This window comes from Sporosarcina sp. NCCP-2331 (assembly GCF_023707945.1).
Lineage (GTDB): Bacteria > Bacillota > Bacilli > Bacillales_A > Planococcaceae > Sporosarcina > Sporosarcina cascadiensis.
On record NZ_BRCD01000005.1, the window covers coordinates 114,629 to 137,134 of the forward strand.

The 22,506-nt window shown below is 41.8% G+C and carries 17 protein-coding genes; 13 read left to right on the top strand and 4 right to left on the bottom strand.

What is annotated here, in order from left to right; all coding sequences use genetic code 11:
* Positions 1 to 373: 373 nt before the first annotated feature.
* Positions 374 to 1,522 (top strand): baeRF3 domain-containing protein, encoded by a 1,149-nt coding sequence (locus NCCP2331_RS04635; RefSeq protein WP_251668873.1) that lies wholly within the window; start codon positions 374 to 376, stop codon positions 1,520 to 1,522.
* A gap of 15 nt (positions 1,523 to 1,537) precedes the next feature.
* Here the strand turns inward: NCCP2331_RS04635 and NCCP2331_RS04640 are convergent, their stop codons facing one another.
* Positions 1,538 to 1,930: a carboxymuconolactone decarboxylase family protein gene (locus NCCP2331_RS04640; RefSeq protein WP_251668874.1), complete on the bottom strand. Its 393-nt coding sequence runs from the start codon at positions 1,928 to 1,930 to the stop codon at positions 1,538 to 1,540.
* A gap of 224 nt (positions 1,931 to 2,154) precedes the next feature.
* On the opposite strand from NCCP2331_RS04640, the gene NCCP2331_RS04645 reads away from it, so the two are divergent.
* The gene (locus tag NCCP2331_RS04645) at positions 2,155 to 2,472 is read left to right on the top strand and encodes a YflT domain-containing protein (RefSeq protein ID WP_153722928.1); all 318 of its coding nucleotides are present in this window, start codon (positions 2,155 to 2,157) and stop codon (positions 2,470 to 2,472) included.
* Positions 2,473 to 2,525: 53 nt separating this feature from the next.
* Here the strand turns inward: NCCP2331_RS04645 and NCCP2331_RS04650 are convergent, their stop codons facing one another.
* On the bottom strand, positions 2,526 to 3,323 hold the full coding sequence (locus NCCP2331_RS04650) for a S1C family serine protease (RefSeq protein WP_251668875.1): 798 nt from the start codon (positions 3,321 to 3,323) through the stop codon (positions 2,526 to 2,528).
* Positions 3,324 to 3,497: 174 nt separating this feature from the next.
* On the opposite strand from NCCP2331_RS04650, the gene NCCP2331_RS04655 reads away from it, so the two are divergent.
* From NCCP2331_RS04655 to NCCP2331_RS04675, 5 genes are all read left to right on the top strand, one after another.
* Positions 3,498 to 5,429 (top strand): flagellar assembly protein A, encoded by a 1,932-nt coding sequence (locus tag NCCP2331_RS04655; RefSeq protein WP_251668876.1) that lies wholly within the window; start codon positions 3,498 to 3,500, stop codon positions 5,427 to 5,429.
* A 197-nt stretch (positions 5,430 to 5,626) separates the two neighbouring features.
* The gene (gene ezrA / locus NCCP2331_RS04660) at positions 5,627 to 7,318 is read left to right on the top strand and encodes a septation ring formation regulator EzrA (RefSeq protein WP_251668877.1); all 1,692 of its coding nucleotides are present in this window, start codon (positions 5,627 to 5,629) and stop codon (positions 7,316 to 7,318) included.
* Between the two features lie 76 nt (positions 7,319 to 7,394).
* Complete coding sequence (locus tag NCCP2331_RS04665) at positions 7,395 to 8,528, top strand: cysteine desulfurase family protein (RefSeq protein WP_251668878.1); 1,134 nt, start codon at positions 7,395 to 7,397, stop codon at positions 8,526 to 8,528.
* On the top strand, positions 8,525 to 9,727 hold the full coding sequence (gene thiI, locus NCCP2331_RS04670; RefSeq protein ID WP_251668879.1) for a tRNA uracil 4-sulfurtransferase ThiI: 1,203 nt from the start codon (positions 8,525 to 8,527) through the stop codon (positions 9,725 to 9,727). Before NCCP2331_RS04665 ends, thiI begins: the two co-directional genes overlap by 4 nt.
* 77 nt (positions 9,728 to 9,804) lie before the next feature.
* The gene (locus tag NCCP2331_RS04675; RefSeq protein WP_251668880.1) at positions 9,805 to 10,011 is read left to right on the top strand and encodes an alpha/beta-type small acid-soluble spore protein; all 207 of its coding nucleotides are present in this window, start codon (positions 9,805 to 9,807) and stop codon (positions 10,009 to 10,011) included.
* A 193-nt stretch (positions 10,012 to 10,204) separates the two neighbouring features.
* On the opposite strand, the gene rpoN is transcribed toward NCCP2331_RS04675, so the two are convergent.
* The gene (gene rpoN, locus NCCP2331_RS04680) at positions 10,205 to 11,491 is read right to left on the bottom strand and encodes an RNA polymerase factor sigma-54 (protein ID WP_251668881.1); all 1,287 of its coding nucleotides are present in this window, start codon (positions 11,489 to 11,491) and stop codon (positions 10,205 to 10,207) included.
* 286 nt (positions 11,492 to 11,777) lie between these two features.
* Positions 11,778 to 13,481: a sigma-54 interaction domain-containing protein gene (locus tag NCCP2331_RS04685; protein ID WP_251668883.1), complete on the bottom strand. Its 1,704-nt coding sequence runs from the start codon at positions 13,479 to 13,481 to the stop codon at positions 11,778 to 11,780.
* A gap of 355 nt (positions 13,482 to 13,836) precedes the next feature.
* On the opposite strand from NCCP2331_RS04685, the gene hutU reads away from it, so the two are divergent.
* The 6 genes from hutU (at position 13,837) to hutH (ending at position 22,455) form a co-directional block, all read left to right on the top strand.
* Positions 13,837 to 15,558, top strand: a complete 1,722-nt coding sequence (gene hutU / locus NCCP2331_RS04690) for a urocanate hydratase (protein ID WP_153722919.1) — start codon at positions 13,837 to 13,839, stop codon at positions 15,556 to 15,558.
* 128 nt (positions 15,559 to 15,686) lie between these two features.
* Positions 15,687 to 17,009, top strand: coding sequence for a YjiH family protein (locus tag NCCP2331_RS04695; RefSeq protein ID WP_251668926.1), 1,323 nt, complete (start codon positions 15,687 to 15,689; stop codon positions 17,007 to 17,009).
* Positions 17,010 to 17,069: 60 nt separating this feature from the next.
* Positions 17,070 to 18,323: an imidazolonepropionase gene (gene hutI, locus NCCP2331_RS04700; RefSeq protein WP_251668928.1), complete on the top strand. Its 1,254-nt coding sequence runs from the start codon at positions 17,070 to 17,072 to the stop codon at positions 18,321 to 18,323.
* Between the two features lie 18 nt (positions 18,324 to 18,341).
* Complete coding sequence (locus tag NCCP2331_RS04705) at positions 18,342 to 19,505, top strand: M20/M25/M40 family metallo-hydrolase (protein ID WP_251668885.1); 1,164 nt, start codon at positions 18,342 to 18,344, stop codon at positions 19,503 to 19,505.
* A 67-nt stretch (positions 19,506 to 19,572) separates the two neighbouring features.
* Positions 19,573 to 20,913 carry a Na+/H+ antiporter family protein gene (locus tag NCCP2331_RS04710; RefSeq protein WP_251668887.1) on the top strand — a complete coding sequence of 447 codons (1,341 nt, stop codon included), beginning with the start codon at positions 19,573 to 19,575 and terminating at the stop codon, positions 20,911 to 20,913.
* A gap of 24 nt (positions 20,914 to 20,937) precedes the next feature.
* Positions 20,938 to 22,455, top strand: a complete 1,518-nt coding sequence (gene hutH / locus NCCP2331_RS04715) for a histidine ammonia-lyase (RefSeq protein ID WP_251668889.1) — start codon at positions 20,938 to 20,940, stop codon at positions 22,453 to 22,455.
* Positions 22,456 to 22,506 lie beyond the last annotated feature (51 nt).

Below are 22,506 nucleotides of genomic sequence, written 5' to 3' on the forward strand. Positions count from 1 at the left end.
TACTTTTGATAACTACTATAGTATATTGGTTAGTATATGTCATGTAGAATCTGAATGAACCGTATTTGCCGCGGTTGTTGTTCTACTGGTTGTTTTACTTAAGCAACGCAAACCCTGCCTACTTTTGCGTCCTTGCGACCCTATAGTCGCGCCAGTGATGAATAAGTGTTCCGAAAAACATCTGCAGAACGCCATGTGTTGTGTCCAGATAAGTTATCAATCTCAATTCCTTAGTATACAGTTGTAAGTATACATTGTCAACAATTTGTTTTTCAAATCTTTCTAATGAAAGTTTACAACTGTTTAGAAAGGGAAGCTGTACACTAGAGCCTGCGATTTTACATAGCAGGAAATTTATACTGGAGGGATTAGGATGAACGTAGAAATTGTGAACGAATTTCCACATGAATTTTTAATGGAGCAGGCAGAACCCTGCATCTCTATTTATCAGCCGACCCACCGCTACAGACCTGAAAATCAGCAAGATCCGATACGTTTTAAAAATTTGCTGCAAAAAGTGCAACAGGAATTAACCAAAGAATATCCAGCCAATGAAATAAAAAGCCTGCTGGCACCGCTGGAAAAATTGCAGGGAGAGCGGCCGTTTTGGGCACATGCAGGGGATGGGCTCGCTTTGTTCGCAACCAAAGACCGCTGTATTGCATACAGACTGCAGCGTCCGGTTCCTGAATTGGCGGTGGTATCAACCAGCTTCCATATTAAACCGCTAATCCGAGTATTTCAATCAGCTGACCGTTATCATCTGCTGGGCGTTAACCGGCAAGAGTTCAAACTGTATGAAGGGAACCGTTACGGAATTGAGGAAGTAGAAATTCCCGGGGAGCTGGCAAAAACAAAAGCGGAAGCGATTGGTGATCAAGTCACTGAAGCTTATTTAGGAGCAGGAGACTCGAGCGGAGCAGCAGGGACAGCCATGATGCACGGACACGGCGGAAAAAAAGACGAAATCGATATAGATATCGAGCGCTATTTCCGATATGTAGACCGTACCGTCTCCGAGCATTATTCAAAACCAAGCGGACTGCCGTTGTATTTAGTCACACTCACTGAATATCATACGCTGTTTAAAGAGTTGAGTCATAACCCCCATCTGCAGGATCAAGGAATTAAATCTGATTTTGAGGCACTTACTCTCGAACAATTGAGGGAAATGGCATGGCAGATCATCGAACCTTATTATTTGGATAAGACCCAAAAGCTTGTAGAGAGTTTTGAAAACTCAAAAGCCAATGGTCAGGGATCTCAAAAGATAGAGGAAGTTGTTCAGGCGGCGAGTGAAGACCGGATCAGCCGGCTGATGCTTGAAGACGGCCGGCTGTATCCCGGTAAGATTGATTTGGATACAGGAGAAATCGAGACCGAAAATCTGCAGCAGACAACGGTGGATGACGTAATGGACGATCTGGCGGAACTCGTCTTTAAAAGCGGGGGAGAAGTCGTCGTACTCCCGGAGGAACGTATGCCGGTTGATACAGGGGTCGCAGCAATCTATAGATGGTAAAGGAAAAGCCGTTCATTATGAACGGCTTTTTACGTCATCTTCAAATAATTCTTTCACAGTCATCAGCGCATTTTGAACGTGCGGAAAACCGATGTACGGAATTAACTGCATGATTGATTCAATAATCTCTGTCTTGGTTAATCCAACTGTTAAGCCCCTTTGAACATGCGTCTTAATTTGCGGAATCGCCCCTTGGGTAACTAGTGAGGAGATTGTCACTAGCTGCCGCTGCTTGCTGTCAAGGCCCGGTCTCGAATAAATCTCACCATAACCGAATTCGATAATATACTTTCGTAAGTCCGGCGCCAGATCTTTTAACGCGTCTGCGGTCATCATCCGTTCAGCCTCTTCCTCGCTGACGTATTCTTTAATTTTATTCAAACCGGCTTCTAAACGTTCCACTGACATGAAAACCCCCTCCGATTTTAATATATTCTGAAAATAGCATATCACAATAAAGATTGATCTCTACAATGAAAATAAAACTCATACGGCTAAAAATGAATTTATTTCACCAGTTTAGAAACAGACAATAGTCCTTAAGATGCTAATTTTTATGCTTAAGTTTGAAATGTGCTGCGGATAGGTATAGTTGAATAGAGCGGAAAACAACTACTTGGAGGGATTTACAAATGGAAAAGTTTTTCTTAGAAAATGCAGTGCAAGCTAAAAAGAAGATTGAAGAATTGGTAGCGCAAGGCTATACGCATGATCAAATTTATATTTTCGCACACAGTCAGGATCGCGAAGATAAAATTGCGGATGCACTTGACTCAGAACAAGTCGGGATGAGCGAGATGGGCTTCCTCGATAAAATGAAGAATATGTTCACTTCACGCGGAGATACATTGCGCAGTGAAATGCAGTCTGTTGGATTAACAGAGGCAGAAGCATCAGAAGGCGAAAGCGAATTAGATAAAGGTAAACTATTACTCGTTGCAAAGCGATAAAATAGCGAAAAACCGGTAAGGGATTTAATCCTTAGCCGGTTTTTTTACGTTGTTTATAAATTTTCTAATGCTTTATAATAGGCATCTACAGGAATAAATAAACCTACTTTGCCGTGCTGTTCTTCGTCCAGGGTTGCGAAAATTATGCCGATTACTTCACCTTTTGTGTTAATTACCGGACTCCCGCTGTTCCCTCTGTAGACAGGTGCTTTAATCATAACAACCGGCTGTTCCCAGTCAGGAAGCTGGATATAATCCAATACATGTCCTTTATTCGCAATACCTGAAAAACTAAGCGGATTGCCAATGAACGTAATGGGTTCATTTTTAGTGAAATTCGTGCTCTCAGCAAGCTTCAAATGAGGAAGATTTTCATCTCTCACTTCCAGAACCGCTAAGTCGATATCCGGAAAAGTACGTGTAACAGTTCCTGTATAAATATCGCCTTCAGGAAATGAAATCATCACTGTTTCATTCCCTTCGATCACATGATAATTGGTCAGAATAGTGCCGTTTTCACTGATTGAAAATCCGGTTCCTTTACTATCGCCTGTCGAAACAACGACTACTGCTTCCTTATATAGAGCAACTTGAGGGTTTTTGGACAATTCCGAAGACGTTTTTAAAAACTCTATAGCAGGAATCGAAAAGATTTGAAAGATAATAGCGAATGTACTGAGAGCTAATGTGACGGCCATTACCCAAAATGTCCATTTGGGGAAAGGTCGGTAAGTACGCTGCTGATTTTTTTCAGAAGCGGCTTTGGCGAGGGCTTCGCGCTGAGCTTCTAATACTAACTCCTGCAGTTCCTCATCATCGAGGTCTTCTTGAAAAGGATCTTTTGTTTCCACTCAACACACCTCTTTCTATTGAACAGTTTACCAGAAACATCATAAAAGGGTTGAGTAAGATATCATATATAGAAGATGAGTAGACAGAAAACATAGTTTATATAGTATGAAAGGTTCTGATTTATGATATAATTCAGATGAAGATAAAGATCTATTTCATTAGGAGGTGAGATGATGACGAGATTAATCACAATGCAAGCTGAAACAGTAGAGAAAGCCGTGGAACAGGCATTGGCTATGCTAGAGCTGACGTTGGATGATGTGCATATAGAAGTCACTCAGCCAGCCGGCACCTCCTTGTTTGGATTTAAAAAAGTACCGGCAGAAGTCAAAGTGACACAGATTCCAAAAGAGGAAATCGCTAGAGAAGCATCAACCTTACGTATCTATAATGGACAGCTGGAGACTCAATTTAACGAGCAGAGCAATCCGATCGTCATTCCTTCTGCAGGTGTGAATTTAATAATTAACGATGTAAAAACAGATCATCGCACTATTCTTTTACCCACAGATTTAATTGTATGTCAGGCAGTTACGGAACATTTGGCTGCACAGTTCGTTATAAAGTTGGAAGAAAACGATGTAATTGCCAAAGCCTGCGTAACACCAGGGAAAAAAGTGACACATACATTAGCAGATTCATCGTGGGAAACAGTTCTGAATATCCAAACGACGGAAAAAACACAAGTCATCAATGAATTACAAGCTGAAAACTTTGTGGAAAAACTGAAAGCGCTGGGAATTGAGAACGGTTTATGTATGGACGCGATAGAAAAAGCGGCCGATACATTAGAAGCAAAAGAGTTTGTGGTTGCAAAAGGAATTCCCCCTGTCCACAGCAAAGATGCTTCATTGGAAGAACATCTGAATTTTGACAAAGAGGAAGCGGAAGGTCATGAGCGCGTAGATTATCGGGAGCATAATCCAATCCCTACTGTACAGAAGGGCCAATTGATTGCGACATATATTCCGTCTGTTCCAGGAACCGACGGAAAGAGTCTTTTAGGAGAAGTGCTGAATGTGCGTCCTCCGAAAGAAATTATTATGCGGGCGGGACATCATGTCGAAAACTTTCAGAACAAAATATATGCGAAAATTGATGGCAGACCAGTTATAGAGTGGCGGGGGAATTTGGTTAAAATAGAGGTCAACAGAGAATACCGTCATCCAGATGATGTCAATCTGCAAAGCGGTAATATATATTTCGATGGAGATGTATGGATAGGCGGAAGCGTTCATCCCTCCATGTTTGTCGCGGCATCAGGTATAATTCAAATTATGAAAAACAGCACAAAAGCTTCTATAAGGGGTACTAAATCTGTCTTCATCCAGGGAAGTATTTTCTCTTCTACTGTAACAGTTGGCATACAGGAAAAAATTATTGGGATGCTGGTAAAGGATCTGCAGGAAGTGCTCGATTATCTGCGGAATATTGAATCGGCGCTTAGACAAATCTTCACTTTGAGGGGAGAATTACCTGAAGAAGTCCCGCCATTTACGCTAAAGCAAGCTATACATCTGCTGCTGGAACAGAAATATAGTGATTTTACAGAAGTAAATAAGCAATTTATTCAAGTTGTAAAAAATCATTCGCAAAGATTGGATAAAGAGTGGGTGGCGCTTTCTGAAAGATTATATTTATTATTTGTCGATCCGCTCCGTGAAGAGCAAACAACTATCACTTATCTGCGTCATTTAATAGAAGAGGCTGAAGTGCTTCTGCAAATATACAGTGAAGAAATACGTCCTGAATCAGTGCTTCAGGCTTCATTTGCACTGAACAGTATACTGTACAGCAACGGCAACATTCATATCCTGTCGAAAGGTGTTTATAATTGTTCGATAACTGCGCTGCATGATATTGTCATTAAAGGTGTTTGCCGGGGAGGGGAAGTAATCGGCGGCCGTAATATTACACTTGATGAGACAGGTTCTTCTGCAGGCGTCAAAACAACTATTCAGACAGCTGCAGCAGGGGTCGTTAAGATTGGGACAGCGCATCCCGGCACGGTCCTTCAAATCGGCAATCAAAAACATGAATTTTTTAACTTGCGTAAAGATGTGACAGCAAAGCTAGGTTCAGAAGGAACAATAGTTATCACCTAATTACTCTTTTCCCTGTAATAGAAGTGAGGAAAGTATCTATTTTTCTTCAAAATATGCGCCTAATTGATAAAATATCTGTTATTTCTCAAAAAACATGTGAATTCAAGACGAAAATGCTTTAAACGTGTTACGATATACTATAATATCTAATATAATGACTTAATGTGCGAAGTGTGGGATAGGGGGATCATATTACGATGAAATATTTCATCATTCCATTAATTATTGTCATCGTACTGACAGTAATCGCATTTCTGTTTAGGCGAAAGCATATACAAGAAATAGGGAAACTGGAACAAGAAAAATTGCAAATTCAACATAAACCGATATTTGAAGAAATGACGAAAGTTAAACAATTGAATATGACAGGCCAGACGGAAGAAAAATTTGAGCGCTGGCGCAGCACATGGACGGAAGTAATTGATGACCGTATTCCGAAAGTTGATTCACTGCTGTTTGATGTGGAAGATCAGGTTGACCGCTTCCATTTTAAAAAAGCGACAGAAACGGAAAAGCATATTCAAGAAATTCTATCCCAATGTGAAAAAGAAATGCACGTTATTCTGGATGAACTGAATGAATTAATCGGCAGTGAAGAGAAAAATCGTATTGAAATGGAAACTATAAAAGAGCAGCACCGTGCCGCACGCAAAGCAATCTTAGCACACCAGCATTCATTCGGACCTGCCGTGAATCCTTTGGAAGAGGAATGGGAATCATTCACTCCGAGGTTTGAAGAATATGATGCACTGATTGAAAACGGGAATTATCTTCAAGCGCGTGAAATTGTGATTTCACTGGCATCAAAAGGAGACAGGCTTTCACATATCATTCATGAGATTCCTTCTTTGCTAACGGAAATACAATCGAAAATCCCCGCTTCTATACGTGAATTGCGAAATGGAATTGCAGAAATGGAAGAGCAGTCTTACTATTTAGGACATCTTAGGCTCCCTGCCCAATTTGATGAGATGGAAGAGCAGTTACTGGAACTGAAACAGCGGCTTGTACTGCTTGAAGTATCGGAAGTAGGACAGGAAGTGGCGGGACTGCATGATCGCATCGAATCTTTCTATGATCTTCTGGAGGAAGAAGTAAGCTCGCGCCATTATGTAGAAGAACGCTGGGATAATGTGCTCGATCTGTTTGAAGAAATGCAGCAAATCATCAAAGAAACGATACGGGAAGTGGATTTTGTCCAGCAGAGTTATCGTCTGGATGAAAAAGAATCTCAAATTCCTCAAAATGCAATGAAGAAACTGAATGCCATAGCGAAGCGTATAGAGCTGTTCATTGAGCGCCAAAACAAACACGAGTCTGCATATTCCGGGCTTCAGACGGAACTGCAGGAAATTGCGGAAGAATTGGATACATTAGCGGAAGATCAGGAAAGCTTCAGTAACCGAATCAAAAATCTTCGGATTGATGAGAATCAGGTCCGCTCACGTCTTCTTGGACTTTCTCAGCAACTTCAGACAGCGGATAGAAATCTGCATCGCGCGAATATTCCTGGAATCCCTGATGAAATGGAGATTCAGCTGGAAGAAGCGGATGAACAGATCTTCCTCGTGAAACAAAGCTTGGAAGAAGTTCCTTTGAATATGGGATTAGTGGAATCATATGTTCAAAAGGCTACAGCTGTCGTCGATGATGTGTGTGAAAAGACAGAAGACATGATTGAGAATGCAATGCTGGTGGAACGTATTATCCAATATGGCAATCGTTACCGTGCTTCTCATCCGCAAGTGCATCAGAAGTTATTACAGGCGGAGGATTCTTTTATGCAGTTCCGTTATATGAAGGCATTGGAAGAGGCTGCAACAGCTGTTGAAGATGTTGAACCGGGTGCAATGAAAAAGATCCAAGAAATGCTTCATCATAAAGTGTAACTATATTCCGACAAAGCCACCGGTTTGACCGGTGGCTTTGTTTCGCTCATTCTGAATAAAAAGGCAGGTTGGAAATATGTACTTTGACCACAGTGCAACGACTAAAGCGGATGAAAGAGTACTCCGGACATTCATGGATGTGTCGTCTGCATACTACGCAAATCCCGCTTCTTTGCATGCAGCAGGCAAACAGTCGGAAAAATTATTAGAACGGGCGCGGTTTCAGCTGCTCGAAATTATTGGAATGGGATTAACGGAAGGAGTATTTACTTCTGGAGGCACAGAAGCGAATAATCTCGCCATCATTGGATATGCACTGGCTAATCAGCATAAGGGCCGTCATCTCATCACAACGGAAATAGAACATTCATCTGTTCTAAATACATTTCAATATTTACAATCACAAGGTTTTGATGTCGACTATCTGGCTGTAGACAGCGAAGGACGAATCTCTATCGAAGAGCTCAAGCGCTGCTTACGGCAGGATACCTTATTAGTCAGTATTATTCACGTGAATAATGAAATTGGAACAGTTCAGCCTATAGCTGAATGCGCAAGAGTTATCCACAGCGGATCGCGTGCAGTTTTTCATTCGGATTGTGTTCAGAGCTTTGGAAAATTAATACCCGGAGATTTTCAGGACAGCCCGGATCTGATATCGCTGTCTGGGCATAAAATTTATGGTATCAAAGGATGCGGATTTTTAGCTTATCGAAAAAATCTGCGGATCCAGCCTATTACTTTTGGCGGCGGACAGGAAAGCGGTTTACGAAATGGTACGGTTTCTGTGCCGCACGCTGCCGCTTTGGCAAAGGCGGCACGTTTAATGAAGGAAGAAACTAATCTTGAACAATTTGTCCAGTGGCGAAATGAATTAGTTCAGTTTTTTTCTGAGATAGAAGATTGCAGGGTACTTGCTTCGAATGGGAGCGCGCCTTATATATTAGCCGTGGCATTTAAAAACATTACAGGAGAAGTAGCAGTAAATTTTTTGCAGGAAAAAGGAATTTATGTTTCGACTTCAAGTGCCTGTTCTTCAAAAACAGCGGGCATGAGTCATGTAATAGAAGCAATCGGCCTGCCGAAAGATTTTGAAAAAGGTGTAATCCGCATCAGCCTGGGGAAAGATCAGACAATACAAGAAATTCAGCAGCTGAAGGATGCAGTAAATCAATTGATGCAGCTATTGAAAAGGGGAACTGGAAAATGAACTGGAATACCATCTTAATCAGATATGGCGAAATGTCTCTAAAAGGAAAAAATAAAAGTAAATTTGTGCGTAAGTTAAAAGATAATATTAAAGCGGCGCTGCAGGAGCTTTCGGGTATTACGATGCGAGCAGAACGCGACCGCATGTTTTTATATTCGGACCATCCCGAAGAATTGGAAAGAGCGATAGAAATATTGCCAAGCGTATTTGGTATTCAATCGTTCAGTCCGATTGCAATTTGCGAACCCACACTTGAAGCGATAAAGTCTACTTCACTAGATGTATTGAGTAAAACTGAAACAGCAGGGAAGACATTTAAAGTGGAAGTGAAACGGACCGATAAAAGATTTCCGCTTGTAACAGGCGAACTGCAGCAAGAGCTTGGCGGACATGTACTCCGTGCATTTCCCGAATTAATTGTACAAATGAAGAAGCCTGAAATTTTATTGTTTATAGAAATTCAGAAACAGGGTGCCTATATTTCATCACATATATACAAAGGTGCCGGGGGAATGCCGGTTGGTTCAAACGGTCATTCACTTCTATTGTTATCAGGAGGAATTGACAGCCCCGTAGCAGGTTATTTAATGATGAAGAGAGGCGTGTCGTTTGATGCGATTCATTTTGCCAGTCCGCCGTTTACGAGTGAGCTCGCAAAACAAAAAGTAGAAGACATCATTAAACAGCTATCCAAGTTTGGTGCGACAATCCGTCTGCACATTATACCGTTTACGGAATTGCAGCAAGCAATCGTCAAACAAGTGCCCAGCAATTTGTCAATGACGACAACAAGACGAATGATGATGCAGATTGCGGATCGTGTACGTGAAGAAACCAACTCGCTGGGTTTGATTACAGGAGAAAGTCTTGGTCAGGTGGCAAGTCAGACGCTGGACAGTCTGACTGCAATCAATGAAGTGACAAATACACCGATTCTGCGACCATTGATCGCGATGGATAAACTAGAGATCATTCAAGTCGCAGAAAAGATCGGAACCTATTCAATCTCAATCCGTCCGTATGAAGATTGCTGTACGGTATTCACGCCATCCAGCTCAAAAACGAAGCCTCAAGTAGAAAAAGTCCGTTATTATGAAAGTTTTCAGGATTTCAATGAGATGATGGAAGATGCGGTAAACGGCCGTGTAACCATCATTCCGAGCAACCAGACGGAAGAAGAATTCGATGATCTGCTCTAAAGTAAATATTTCCAGTTACATCTCCTGCATGATTTTTTCAAAAGTGGCCATTCTATAGTCACAAGGAGGTGAACGACATGCCAAACAGCAACAACAACTCAAACCAGCTTTTAGTACCAGGAGTACAACAAGCACTAAACCAGATGAAAGAAGAGATCGCTTCTGAATTCGGTGTACAACTTGGACCAGATGCTTCATCGCGTGCCAACGGTTCCGTCGGCGGAGAAATTACTAAGCGATTAGTGCGTCAGGCTCAATCTCAAATGAACGGTTATTCAAAGTAATTAGTAATCAGTAAGACGGCCGTTCTGCTCACGCAGAACGGTCTTTTTATTTTGCTTTAAAATTTGCAAATAATACATTCCAATTTATTTCATCATGCTGATGGCGGCTTCAAACCGTGCAGTAGCTCATTTCGGTTTCAAGTTCATAAAAAAACCAATCAAAAGTGATTGGTTTTCGGCTTAGCGATTCTTGTTATAGAACTCTTTTTCGTTTACTGGATGAGGGAATAAGGAGTTCTTCACGATATTTACTAACAGTTCTTCTTGATATCGTAATCCCTTGCTCCTCTAGAAATGAGTCAGCGATCTTTTGATCAGATAAAGGTTTCTTTTTATCTTCTTTTCCAATTAACTTTTGCAATAAAGACTTGACAGCTGATTGAGAAATACTGTTCCCATCTTGTGCAGATAACTTAGAAGTGAATAATGTACGCATTTCAAATGAACCGACTGGTGTTTGCATAATCTTATTAGATACCGCACGACTCACCGTAGATTCGTGCATCCCGATGCTGTCTGCAATATCTTTCAGGGTCATTGGCTGCAGTGATTCGGCACCTTTCCTGAAAAACGCCTCCTGTTTTTCAATCAAATTGGTAACGATTCTGATGATTGTATTTCTGCGCTGTTCAATGCTCGACAGCAGCCATTGAGCTTTCTTATGATAATCCCTCAGGTACGATGACAACTCCGACTTACCCTGCAGATTAGATACATATTCCCTTTGCAGTCCAATCTTCGGTAGTCCTTTATCATTTAAACGGAATGACAACTGACCTTCTTTTTCTTCGACGATGACGTCTGGAATCATGAATTCCGTGTTTGCGATGGTAAGTTCAGGACAGGGTCTGGGGTTTAATGTCAAGACGTACTCATGCAATTCATGTACGCTACGCAATGATATTTCCATACCCTTCGCAATCTCGGGCCATTTATGCTCTGCAACGAGTAAAAGATAATCTCGAATAAAGACTTCAGCTAATTCCGGACAGTTTTCACATTGATTTGCCTGCAGTAAGAGACATTCCTGTAAATTGCGGGCGCCAATGCCGGGAGGTCCAATTTGCTGCAGCAGTTCAATTCCTGACTCTATTTTGGACTCCTCTAGAAATAGTATGTCTCCAGATAAGTATCCATTATCGTCCAGGTTATGAATCAAAGCTTTCAACAACTGTTGTGTGTCGTAATCACTGAAAGTTAAATTGACTTGGTTAATCAGCTGGTCACGTTTACTCTCTTCCTGCTGCTTTACCCAATCCAGCTGCTCCATTGCTGAACCAGATGATTTAACTGCTGCTGATTCCTGAAAATTGTCGCTTCCATCTGACTCCTGTAAATCAATCAGTGGATTTTCTAATTCCTGTTCCCTAATATATTGTTCTAAATCATACGTTGATAATTGTAGTAACTCAATGGCCTGACGCAATTCAGGTGTCATCCGCAAACTTAACTCTTGTTTTTGCTGTAGAATCATTTCCATTGGTTTAACCTCCTAAAATAAAACAATCCAATTTTAAAGAAAATGATTGCGCTTACACTTAATTTATTTCATCATACCATAATATTCTGCCATTTCTATAACGAATTTCTATATTCTATTGGGCTTACTGATAGTTACTGAGAGAATGTATGTAATACATGAGTGTGCCTTCTCATGTAATTTATTATTCTGAACCTAATTATGTAATGAAAATTGGTTAGATTTGAAATGAAAAAGAGCTATATAAAAAGTTGAAACCAACTTTTCAGAATAGCCCGTTGCTTTATCATGGTTTTTCTAAATTATGTTTTTTTATATGGTACTGCAGACTTTGTCGTGTAATGCCAAGTTTGCGGGCTGCTGCTGATATGTTCCAGTTAGTCTGTTCCAATGCGGATTGTATAAATTGCTTTTTTGAATGGTTTAATACATTTTTGATCGGTCTTCTCGCTTTAACTTCTCCGTTAGTATGAAATTGCTGCTGCACTAAAATTTTCCCCCGTATATAGGATGGTAAATGATCAATTTTAATTTCTTCCGCTTCATCTGATACCCGGATTACAATATTTTGTATTAAATGTTCCAGCTCACGAATATTCCCCGGCCATGGATATCTAAGCAGCGCATCACGCAGCACAGGTGACAGGGGAGGAGCTACGATAGACAATTTTGATTGGAAAGTCTCCAGGAAGTGATTTATGAAAAATAAAATATCTTCCGGCCGGTCGCGTAAAGGAGGGATGTGGAGACTTGTATTGGCGATGCGATAAAACAAGTCAAGACGCATCCGCTCTTCCGCAATCAATTTTTCCGGATCTTCATTGGATGCACTGATAACTGTACATCGAACCGGTGTTACATTATTAGAGCCGACTCTCCGAACTAAACGTTCCTGCAAGACACGCATTAGTTTCGATTGTAATGTCATTGGCATAGAGTTGATCTCATCCATAAATAAAGTCCCGTCTTCCGCAAATTCAAATAATCCTATTTGATCGGCTGCCCCGGTAAAAGCGCCTTTTACCGTACCAAACAATGTGCTTTCCAACAGATTTTCAGGGATAGCAGCACAGTTAATCGCAACAAATGGTTTATCTCTGCGGGAGCTGTGATTATGCATACTTTGTGCAAACAGCTCTTTGCCGGTACCTGTTTCTCCAACGATTAATGTGTCTGCGTTATGGACGGATACCGCTTGTGCTTCACGTAATAATTCCCTGAGTGATGTACTTTGCCCCTTAATATCTTCAAATGTAAAGACTGTTCCATTTGTGGAAAAGGTTTTCTCTTCATCATGCTTATTGTTGCTGCGTTTCATTTCGATTGTTTGGTAGAGTTGATCTTTTAATTTTGACTCGTTTGTGCTGATAGAGAAAACTCCGATTGTTTCTCCATCTTTCTGTATTGGATACGTACTGTAATTAACATACTTCGGTATGCCCGCAATCTTTGAATGTGCGCGATAACGGGAAAATATAGGTTTTCCTGTTTTGAATACATGCCGATGCTCGGAGTACTGCGGATTATAATTATAGGCATCCCATAGTGGCTTTCCAATAATCTCTTGCCCGCTTAAGCCTTCCATTTTTTCCTGAGCATCATTATAGACGATGATTTCGCCTTCAGCATTGCTCATCATAATTCCTTCATCAATGGTTTCAATCACTTTCTCCATACAAAAAAGACGCGCTTCGCTATTATCTAGCTGAAAGGCAAATTCCTTTATACACAGCACGATCAATTGTTGTGGTTCTTCGATTAACTTTACGGAAACTTGAAGCTGCTGTCCCTGTAATTCCAAAAAGAATTCTTCGTTATCGATAAATCGTAATTCTCCTCGATTGAATAGCTTTTTTATATTAGTTGTTGAGTCAATTGTAAAGCTTAAATTGTCTTTTAAACTGAACCATAACACTTCGCTTGAGTTATCGAGGACAATGACCCCGTCAACGAAACTTTGCATCAATGAACCTATTGTTTTGGCTAACATCCATCAAAACCTCCTTGTTATGAAGAGTTTTTATTATAACACGCAACTGTCAGAAAAGTCTGCACTTGCATGCAAAATATATCTGCAACCTCTGAAAGCGCTTACCGCGAGCGGGTTATGATGGAAAAAGCTAAGGGAAGGGCAGGTGCAGATGAGTAATTTGTCTGCACTACAGACCGAATTTGCATAGTATATCTTGTTTTTTCGTTTTCTTATTCTGCTAGTTTAAAACCTTGATACAGCAACCTTTTTATTAATAATCAGAATTTATTTCCCTTAAACTATAAAGTTGGCACGCTATTTGCAATATATAATAGCGAGACACCAAAAAACAAACTTTCAGGAGGAATTCATTATGACAACTAAACCAGAAATTTTATATTCGGTAAAGGCACAAAGAGGACCTGAGTTACGCTGTAAAGGCTGGAGACAAGAAACGATCCTTCGAATGTTAGAAAATAATATGGAAAACGCAGAGAAGCCGGAAGAGCTGGTTATCTACGGCGGTATCGGAAAGGCAGCTCGTAACTGGGAATCTTATCATGCTATCGTAAAAACGTTGAAAGAACTAGAAGACGATGAAACTCTCGTAGTACAATCCGGTATGCCGGTAGCAGTATTTAAGACGCATAAATATGCTCCGACAGTAGTAATGGCAACTACAAACATCATGAAAGCAGATTGGCCGACATTTTATGACTTACAGGATAAGAACTTAACAATCTATGCAAACTATACAGCTGCACCTTGGGAATATATCGGAACACAGGGAGTCATCCAAGGGACGTTCGAAACACTTTCCGCGATTGCAAGACTTCACTATAATGACTCTCTTGTCGGCAAAATCTTGCTGACTGCAGGAGCAGGCGGAATGGGCGGAAACCAAACTCGTGCTATGACAATGCATGGCGGTGTTTGTATCCTGGTTGATTCAAATGTTGATATTATTAACCGCCGTATCGAAAAGGGCTTCATCGATGAATTGGCACCTTCACTTGATGAGGCAATCAAAAAGGCAAAAGAATATGCCGCAGCAGGTAAACCGCTTGGCATCGCTGTAGTAGGTAATGCAGCTGATGTGTTTGAAGAAGTACTGAAGAGTGATTTCCGTCCAGAAATTGCAACATCCATGACTCCGGGACATGACCCGATTTCATATCTGCCATCAGGATATACGGTTGAAGAGGCTGAACAGCTTCGTGACACGGATCGTAATCTGTATCTGGAAAAAGGCCGCGAAACAATGATTCGTGAATTGAAGGCATTGATTCAATTTATGGATGAAGGGGTTCACTCATTCGAATATGGAACGAGTCATCGTAAAGAATGTATTGATGCGGGTATGGATGAAAAAGAAGCAAAACGCTTGCCAGGCTTTGTGGCAGAATACATCCGACCGTTGTTCTGTGAAGGCCGCGGACCATTCCGCTGGGTATGCATGTCAGGTGAAGCGGAAGATCTTCGCAAAATCGATGATATGATTCTTGAGAAGTTTGCGGATGATTTCCTGGTTACTCGTTGGATCAAGCTGGCAAAAGAACATATTCCTATCGAAGCATTGCCTGCACGTATCTGTTATATGGGCTTCGGACAGCGTAAAAAGTTTGCGCTGGAAGTCAATGATATGATTCGCCGCGGTGAACTGGCTGGACCAGTTGCATTCTCACGTGACAACTTGGACTCAGGATCAATCGTTAATCCGACATTTGAATCTGAAAACATGAAAGACGGCAGCGACTTGATCTCTGACTGGCCGATGCTAAATGGACTTTTGAACGCTGTTGGAATGTGTGATTTAATCGCAATCCAAGCGAACTATTCAATGGGTGAAGCAGTTCATACGGGTGTAACAATGGTGGCGGATGGAACAGCTGAATCAGATATGCGCCTGGAAGTTGCTATGACTGTGGATTCTGGAATCGGCGTTGTTCGCCATGCGCAGGCTGGATATGAAATTGCGCGCGACGTAGCGAATGGTCAAGGGAACTTAACAGAAGAAAGTATTCAAATTCCACTATGGTGGGAGCGCGAGGCTACATTCGGGCCGAAAGACTTGGAAAAAACAAAAGTTAAATAATAATGCAGCAAATATAATGAGAAGCGGGTGGGGGACGTCAAGCACCTGTTTGACATCCTCCCTTCTTTTTTCAAAAACTGCTTAGGCGGGTGAAAGCGATGAACCATGTAAAAAATGACGTGGACCAAATGAATAGTACATTACCAGAAAAAGAAGGGAATATTTATTCAGGCCGGAATATCTTCAGCTTTTTCTTCTTTAGTTTAATTGGTGTATTTATGTTTTTTATTCCGATTGAAGTAAACGGGAAGAACTCTATTCCATTGGATCATTTTGTTACGTGGATTCGGAATACAGTGCCATCCGTTGTCTCGTATTATATACTTTTGATCATGGTGCTCGGTGCAATCTATCCATTCTACGCAGGCAGCTGGAGAAAATCAAAAATCGATATAGCATTATCCGGAATGAAAGTTCTGGGTGCTGTCGCTGCAGCTTTGGTTCTATTCAAAACTGGACCAGAATGGCTGATGGCAGAAGATATGGGTCCGTATTATTTCTCTGTTGTAGTAACTCCTATTGGTGTTTTGGTTCCGATTGGTGCAATTTTTTTAGCTCTGCTTGTAGGGTACGGTCTATTGGAATTCATCGGGATTCTTATGCAGCCTGTCATGAGACCTATTTGGAGGACACCGGGAAGATCAGCCATTGATGCTGTTGCCTCTTTTGTTGGCAGTTACTCCATTGGTCTGTTAATCACTAATCGTATTTACAAAGAAGGAAAATATTCCAGACGTGAAGCAACTATCATCGCAACCGGATTCTCCACTGTTTCTGCTACATTCATGGTGGTTGTAGCGAAGACGTTAGATCTAATGGAAATTTGGAATCTGTATTTTTGGATTACATTCTTCGTTACATTTTTAGTAACAGCAATCACAGTAAGAATGTGGCCAATCAATAAAATCCGGGATGATTATTATACGGGTGAAGGTTTTCCAGAGATAGTCATCAAAGAAAAAAGAATTCAACAGGCGTGGCATCAGTCTATGATAACCGCTCAAAATGCGCCCAGTCTTCTGAAAAATGTCCTATCTACATTGAAGGACGGCGTTTTAATGGCGATGAGTATCTTGCCGTCTGTCATGGCAATTGGACTGCTGGGGCTGATCCTGGCTAATCATACGCCTATCTTTGATTATTTGGCATACTTATTTCTGCCATTAACCTGGCTGCTGCAAATACCCGAACCATTTCTTGCTGCAAAAGCTGCCATGATCAATTTAGTGGATATGTTTTTGCCGTCGTTAATGGTTGTGGAAGCTAGCTTGCATACAAGATTTATCATAGCTAGTATATCCATCTCTACAATCTTATTTTTCTCAGCACTTATTCCGTGTATCTTATCCACAGATATACCCATAAAGATGCGGGAAATACTGTTCTTATGGTTTATTCGTACGGTATTGTCTTTAATCATAGTGACGCCGTTAGCTTTCCTGTTTTTGTGAAAACGCTTACCTTTTGAGGTGGAAGGCAATGTTTGAATGGAGGTTTTTATTGTGGCTCAAATGAATGAAAGAAAACCAGTTGATTTGGTTATTCGTCATGCTGCGGAAGTGTTGACTTGCACTGGTGATAGTATGTCTGAATTAGGTGTTATAAAGGATGCCTGGATTGCAGTGAAAGATGGCCGTATTGCAGGTGTTGGTAAAGAGGAAGAAGGCAGCGGGATATTTGACCTGAATGATGCTGTTCAACTTGATGCAACAGGTAAGGTTATTGCGCCCGGTTTTGTTGATTCCCATACGCATTTGGTTTTCAATGGCACACGAGTAGAAGAGTACGCCGCAAAATTAGCGGGGGATGATCGAAAAAGGTTAGAAGATCTTGGTATTACTACAGGACCAAACCGGACAATTGAATTGACTCGTCATGCATCTGAGGAAGAGCTGTTTCAACAATCAAAAAAGCGGATGATGAACATGCTGCAGTACGGCATGACAACCATCGAAAGCAAAAGCGGCTATGGGCTCACTACGGAAAGTGAAATAAAAATTTTAGAAGTTGGACGGCGCCTTGATAAAGAAACCCCGGTTGATGTCTACAATACCTTTTTAGGCGCACATGGTTTTCCTGAAGGTGTGACGAAGGAAGAGTATCTTCGCATTATTATCGATGAGATGATTCCGAAAGTCGGAGAGCTGAAACTCGCGGAATTCTGTGATGCCTGGTGTGATGACGGATACTTTACAGCTAGAGAGTCCGAACAAATTTTGGAAGCTGGTTTGAAATATGGCATGAAACCTAAACTGCACGCTGATGCTTACTCCTACATTGGCGGATCTGACCTCGCAGTCAAAATGAATATGGTATCAGTCGATCATTTGAACTACACACCAGTGGAAGTAATGGAAAAGTTAGCTCAATCAAAGGTTACAGGTGTATTGATGCCTGCGTTAGATTTTGCGGTGAATCATAAGAAACCTTTTGAGGCACGAAAGATGCTAGATCTGGGAATGAATATAGCTTTGGCAACGGATCTATGTCCTGCTTGCTACACGGAATCCATGCAGTTTGTAATAAACTTGGCTTGCAGACTCTATAAATTCACTGTGGAAGAAGCAATCAAAGCAGCCACATACGGAGGAGCTTGTGCATTGGACTTAGATGACCGCGGTGTCATTGCAGAAGGGAAAATAGCAGATCTTCAAATTTGGTCAATTCCCTCCTATGTCCATATCGCATACGAACTTGGGACGAATATAGTGGAAACCGTTTTGAAAGACGGAAAAGTTGTTGTGGATCAAGCGAAATTACAGTAAGAAAAGGGGTTTTATTTAATGACAAACAAACAAGTAAAAAAAAATGCGGCAGAATGTGTCAATGAAAAACGATTACTGGATTTGTTCTTGGAAATGGCGAAAATAGATGGCCCAAGCGGAAAAGAACAAAAAGTTGCTAACTATTTGAAAAAGACCCTCCCTGAACTTGGTTTTACACTTCAGTTTGACGAAGCGCATAAAAGCTTTGACGGAGAAGTTGGAAACCTGATTGCCTATAAAGAAGGAACGGACTCATCGGTGCCACCTTTGTTTTTCTCTACTCATATGGATACAGTCCTGTCCACTAAGGATTTGAAACCGGTTATTAAAGACGGAGTGATTTACTCCGACGGAACGACTATTCTTGGAGCAGATGACCGGGCTGCATTAGCTGCATATATTGAAGGAGTACGGGCGGTAATTGAAAGCGGGATTCCTCACGGGCCGATCGAATTGGTTTTAACAGTGAACGAACAACCCGGTTTGGTTGGCGCACGCTATTTAGACTACAGCAGACCCAAAAGTGATTTCGGCTACATATTCGACAGCAGCGGAGACGTAGGGCAGACGATTTTGAAAGGGCCTTACAGCAGCAGAATATGGATGAAAGTAAAAGGGAATGCAGCGCATATTGCATTGAATTCTGAAGAAGGCAATAATGCTTTCATCCTGGCTGCAGCAGGTTTATTGGAAATCCACCTCGGTGAAATTGATAATGAAACGCTGGCGAATATCGGCATAATCGAAGGTGGAGAACTGACATCGATCATACCCGGAGAGGTTACAGTGGCCGGTGAAGTACGCAGCTTTTCTAAAGAAAAACTGGATAAGCAGTTACAGCATATGGAAGATGCGATGACAAAAGCAGTGGAAGCTAGAGGCGGTAAAGTAGAAGTGACAATTGAGAAAAAATACAGCGGTTTCTCGATTCCAGAAGATCATATATTGACGCAAACTGTTTTGAACGCGTCTGAAAATATTGAAATAAAGCCGTATTTAACTGAAACACTCGGCGGCGCCGATACAAATGTGCTGAATGAAAATGGCTTGACATGTCTGACACTTGGAAATGGATTCCAAAACATTCACTCATTCAGAGAGTGTATAAGTGAAGAAAACTTGACGAATACAGGAAGACTGACAGCTGCACTGATTCAGCAATGGTATGACAGCCACAAGTAATACATGATGACAAATTGGAGAGTAAGGTTGATCTCAGATGTGAAAATAGAATTATGGAGGAATCTACTTGTTAACAAATCCCGTGTTCATTTCTGTAATAGTTTTAACGGTATTAAGTCTGGCCAGAGTACACGTAATATTTGCAATATTAATGGCAGCAATTACAGCAGGACTTCTCTCCAGTTTGTCATTATCTGAAACACTTTCCACCTTTCTTGGCGGAATGGGCGGTCAGTCGGAAACAGCATTAAGCTATATTCTTTTAGGTATATTCGCCGCAATGATTGCGCATTCGAATATTACAAAAATGCTGATCAATAAATTATTGTCTGTTAAAAAGATGAATAAATATATGCTGCTGCTTATGATTGCGGGTCTAACTTGTTTATCGGGAAACTTAATCCCGGTCCATATCGCGTTTATACCGATACTGATCCCGCCTTTACTAATCTTCTTTAATTATTTACGTTTAGATCGGAGAGCAGTTGCCTGTGCACTGACTTTTGGCTTGAAGATGCCATATATTCTGATCCCGGCCGGCTATGGCTTAATATTCCATGGCATCATCGTGCAGGAAATCAGCTCGAACGGCATGCCGGTCACTCTTTCACAAGTTCCTCTGGCGATGGCATTGCCTGCAGTGGGCATGTTTGTAGGATTATTCATTGCTGTTTTTATAACGTATCGCAAACCGCGTGACTATGAAACGGAAGAAGAACGCGCTGTCCATGCAGAGATGTTTGCTACAACTTTGCAGCTGGCTGCAGGAACAGAGAATGTTAAACAGAAATTAGAGTTGCGTGACATAATGACTCTCGTTGCCATTGTCGCCGCGCTTGCTGTTCAAATCACAGCGCATTCTTTAGTAATCGGTGCGCTGGTCGGAATTATTGTCATGTTTGCCGCACGCGTTGTTACATTGGGTGAAGGCGAATTAGTGGTCCAAGAAGGTGTGAAACTAATGGGTGCAATCGCGTTTGTCATGCTCCTTGCCTCCGGGTATGCCACCGTTTTAAAAGATACAGGTTCGGTAGACAGTTTAGTAACGGCTGTAGAAAGTTATTTCAGCTATGGAAAAGTTGCGGGTGCTGCATTATTATTATTGATAGGATTGCTGGTCACAATGGGAATCGGTACATCATTCGGGACCATTCCAATTCTGGCCGCTGTATTCGTACCGATATGTATGTTAATGGGTTTCAGCCCGCTAGCGACGATTGCGCTGATCGGTACGGCCGGTGCACTGGGCGACGCTGGTTCACCCGCGTCAGACAGTACACTTGGACCTACATCGGGATTAAATGCGGATGGTAAACATCATCACATATGGGATACATGTGTACCAACATTCCTTCATTATAATATTCCTTTATTCGTATTCGGAATAATAGCTGCTGTTATTTTATAAAATCAGAGAATTAGAGGTGTTTCGATGAGCGAAAAAAAGGTAATTCAACTAGATGGAGAGTCACTTGATAGGCAACAGATTGAGCGCATAGTTTATGAAAATGTACAAGTCGGTATTTCTGAACAGGCCGTTAAACGCGTGCTAGAAAGTCGAGAGCGAATTGAAAAACAACTGAGAGACGGAAAAGTTATTTATGGAGTGAACACGGGATTCGGGAAGTTAAGTGATATTCAAATTGAGGAAGAAGATATCGCGAAGTTACAGCTTAATTTGCTCCGTGCAGATGCTGTGGGTGTAGGTGATCCATTACCAAAGCCTGTAGTTCGTGCAATGATGATTTTACGGGCGAACGCTTTAGCAAAAGGTTTTTCAGGGATTAAAGAAGATACGCTCCAGCTATTGGTTCAGATGATAAATAAAGGTGTTCATCCCGTTGTACCTTGTAAAGGATCGGTCGGCGCAAGCGGGGACTTGGCTCCGCTTGCACATGTAGCCATTGTCCTTATTGGAGAAGGCCGTGCTGAATATAAGGGAGAAATCCTTACAGGCGGCGAAGCATTGAAGCGTGCAGGTTTGGAACCGGTTACTCTTCAGGCTAAAGAAGGACTGGCCCTCATAAATGGAACTCAGGCAATGACTGCAGTCGGTGTGATCGGCTTCAATGAAGTGGAGCGTGTCGGATACGCGGCGGATATGTCAGCGAGTTTGACAATGGAGGCGTTGCGCGGGATTATTACTGCATTTGACAGTGAGCTGTTGGCAGTTCGGCCCCACAGAGAATTTGAAGTAGTTGCATCCCGGATTCGAAATTGGCTGGAAGGCAGTAAACGTGTGACGAGTCAGGGTCAGATTCGTATGCAGGATGCCTATTCTATTCGCTGTATTCCACAAGTCCACGGTGCCTCATGGCAATCATTCCAGTATGTGGAAGACCGTTTAAGCGTGGAAATGAATTCTGCGACTGACAACCCGATCATTCTGGAAAACGGGGAAATCATTTCAGGCGGACATTTCCATGGACAGCCAATTGCTCTGGCTATGGACTTCATGAAGGTGGGTGCCGCAGAATTGGCTAATATTTCTGAGCGGAGAATTGAGCGTTTAGTGAATCCGCAGTTAAGCGGCTTGTCACCGTTCCTTGCGACAGATCCCGGTCTTGAATGCGGGTTGATGGTTGCACAATATGCCGCGGCCGCGCTGGTTTCAGAGAACAAGGTACTTGCACACCCTGCAAGCGTGGATTCAATTCCGACGTCAGCTAATCAGGAAGACCATGTCAGTATGGGGACGATCGGATCCAGACAAGCGCGTGAAATCATTCATAATAGTGCGCGTGTCATTGCAATCGAACTAATTTGTGCGTCACAGGCGATTCATCTTGATCATGCTGAAAGCGAGCTGGCGCCTGCCACTAAATCCTATTTGGAAAAAGTGCGTGAAATTTGTCCTCCATTACTTGGAGATCGTGATATTTCTGAACAAATTGAACAATTGGCACAGTTCTTATTACGCGATGATACGTTAACGCAGAAAAAACTATAAGCGACATCAATTACTTCAGTCCGATCTTTTGTCTGACGATATGCAGAATCG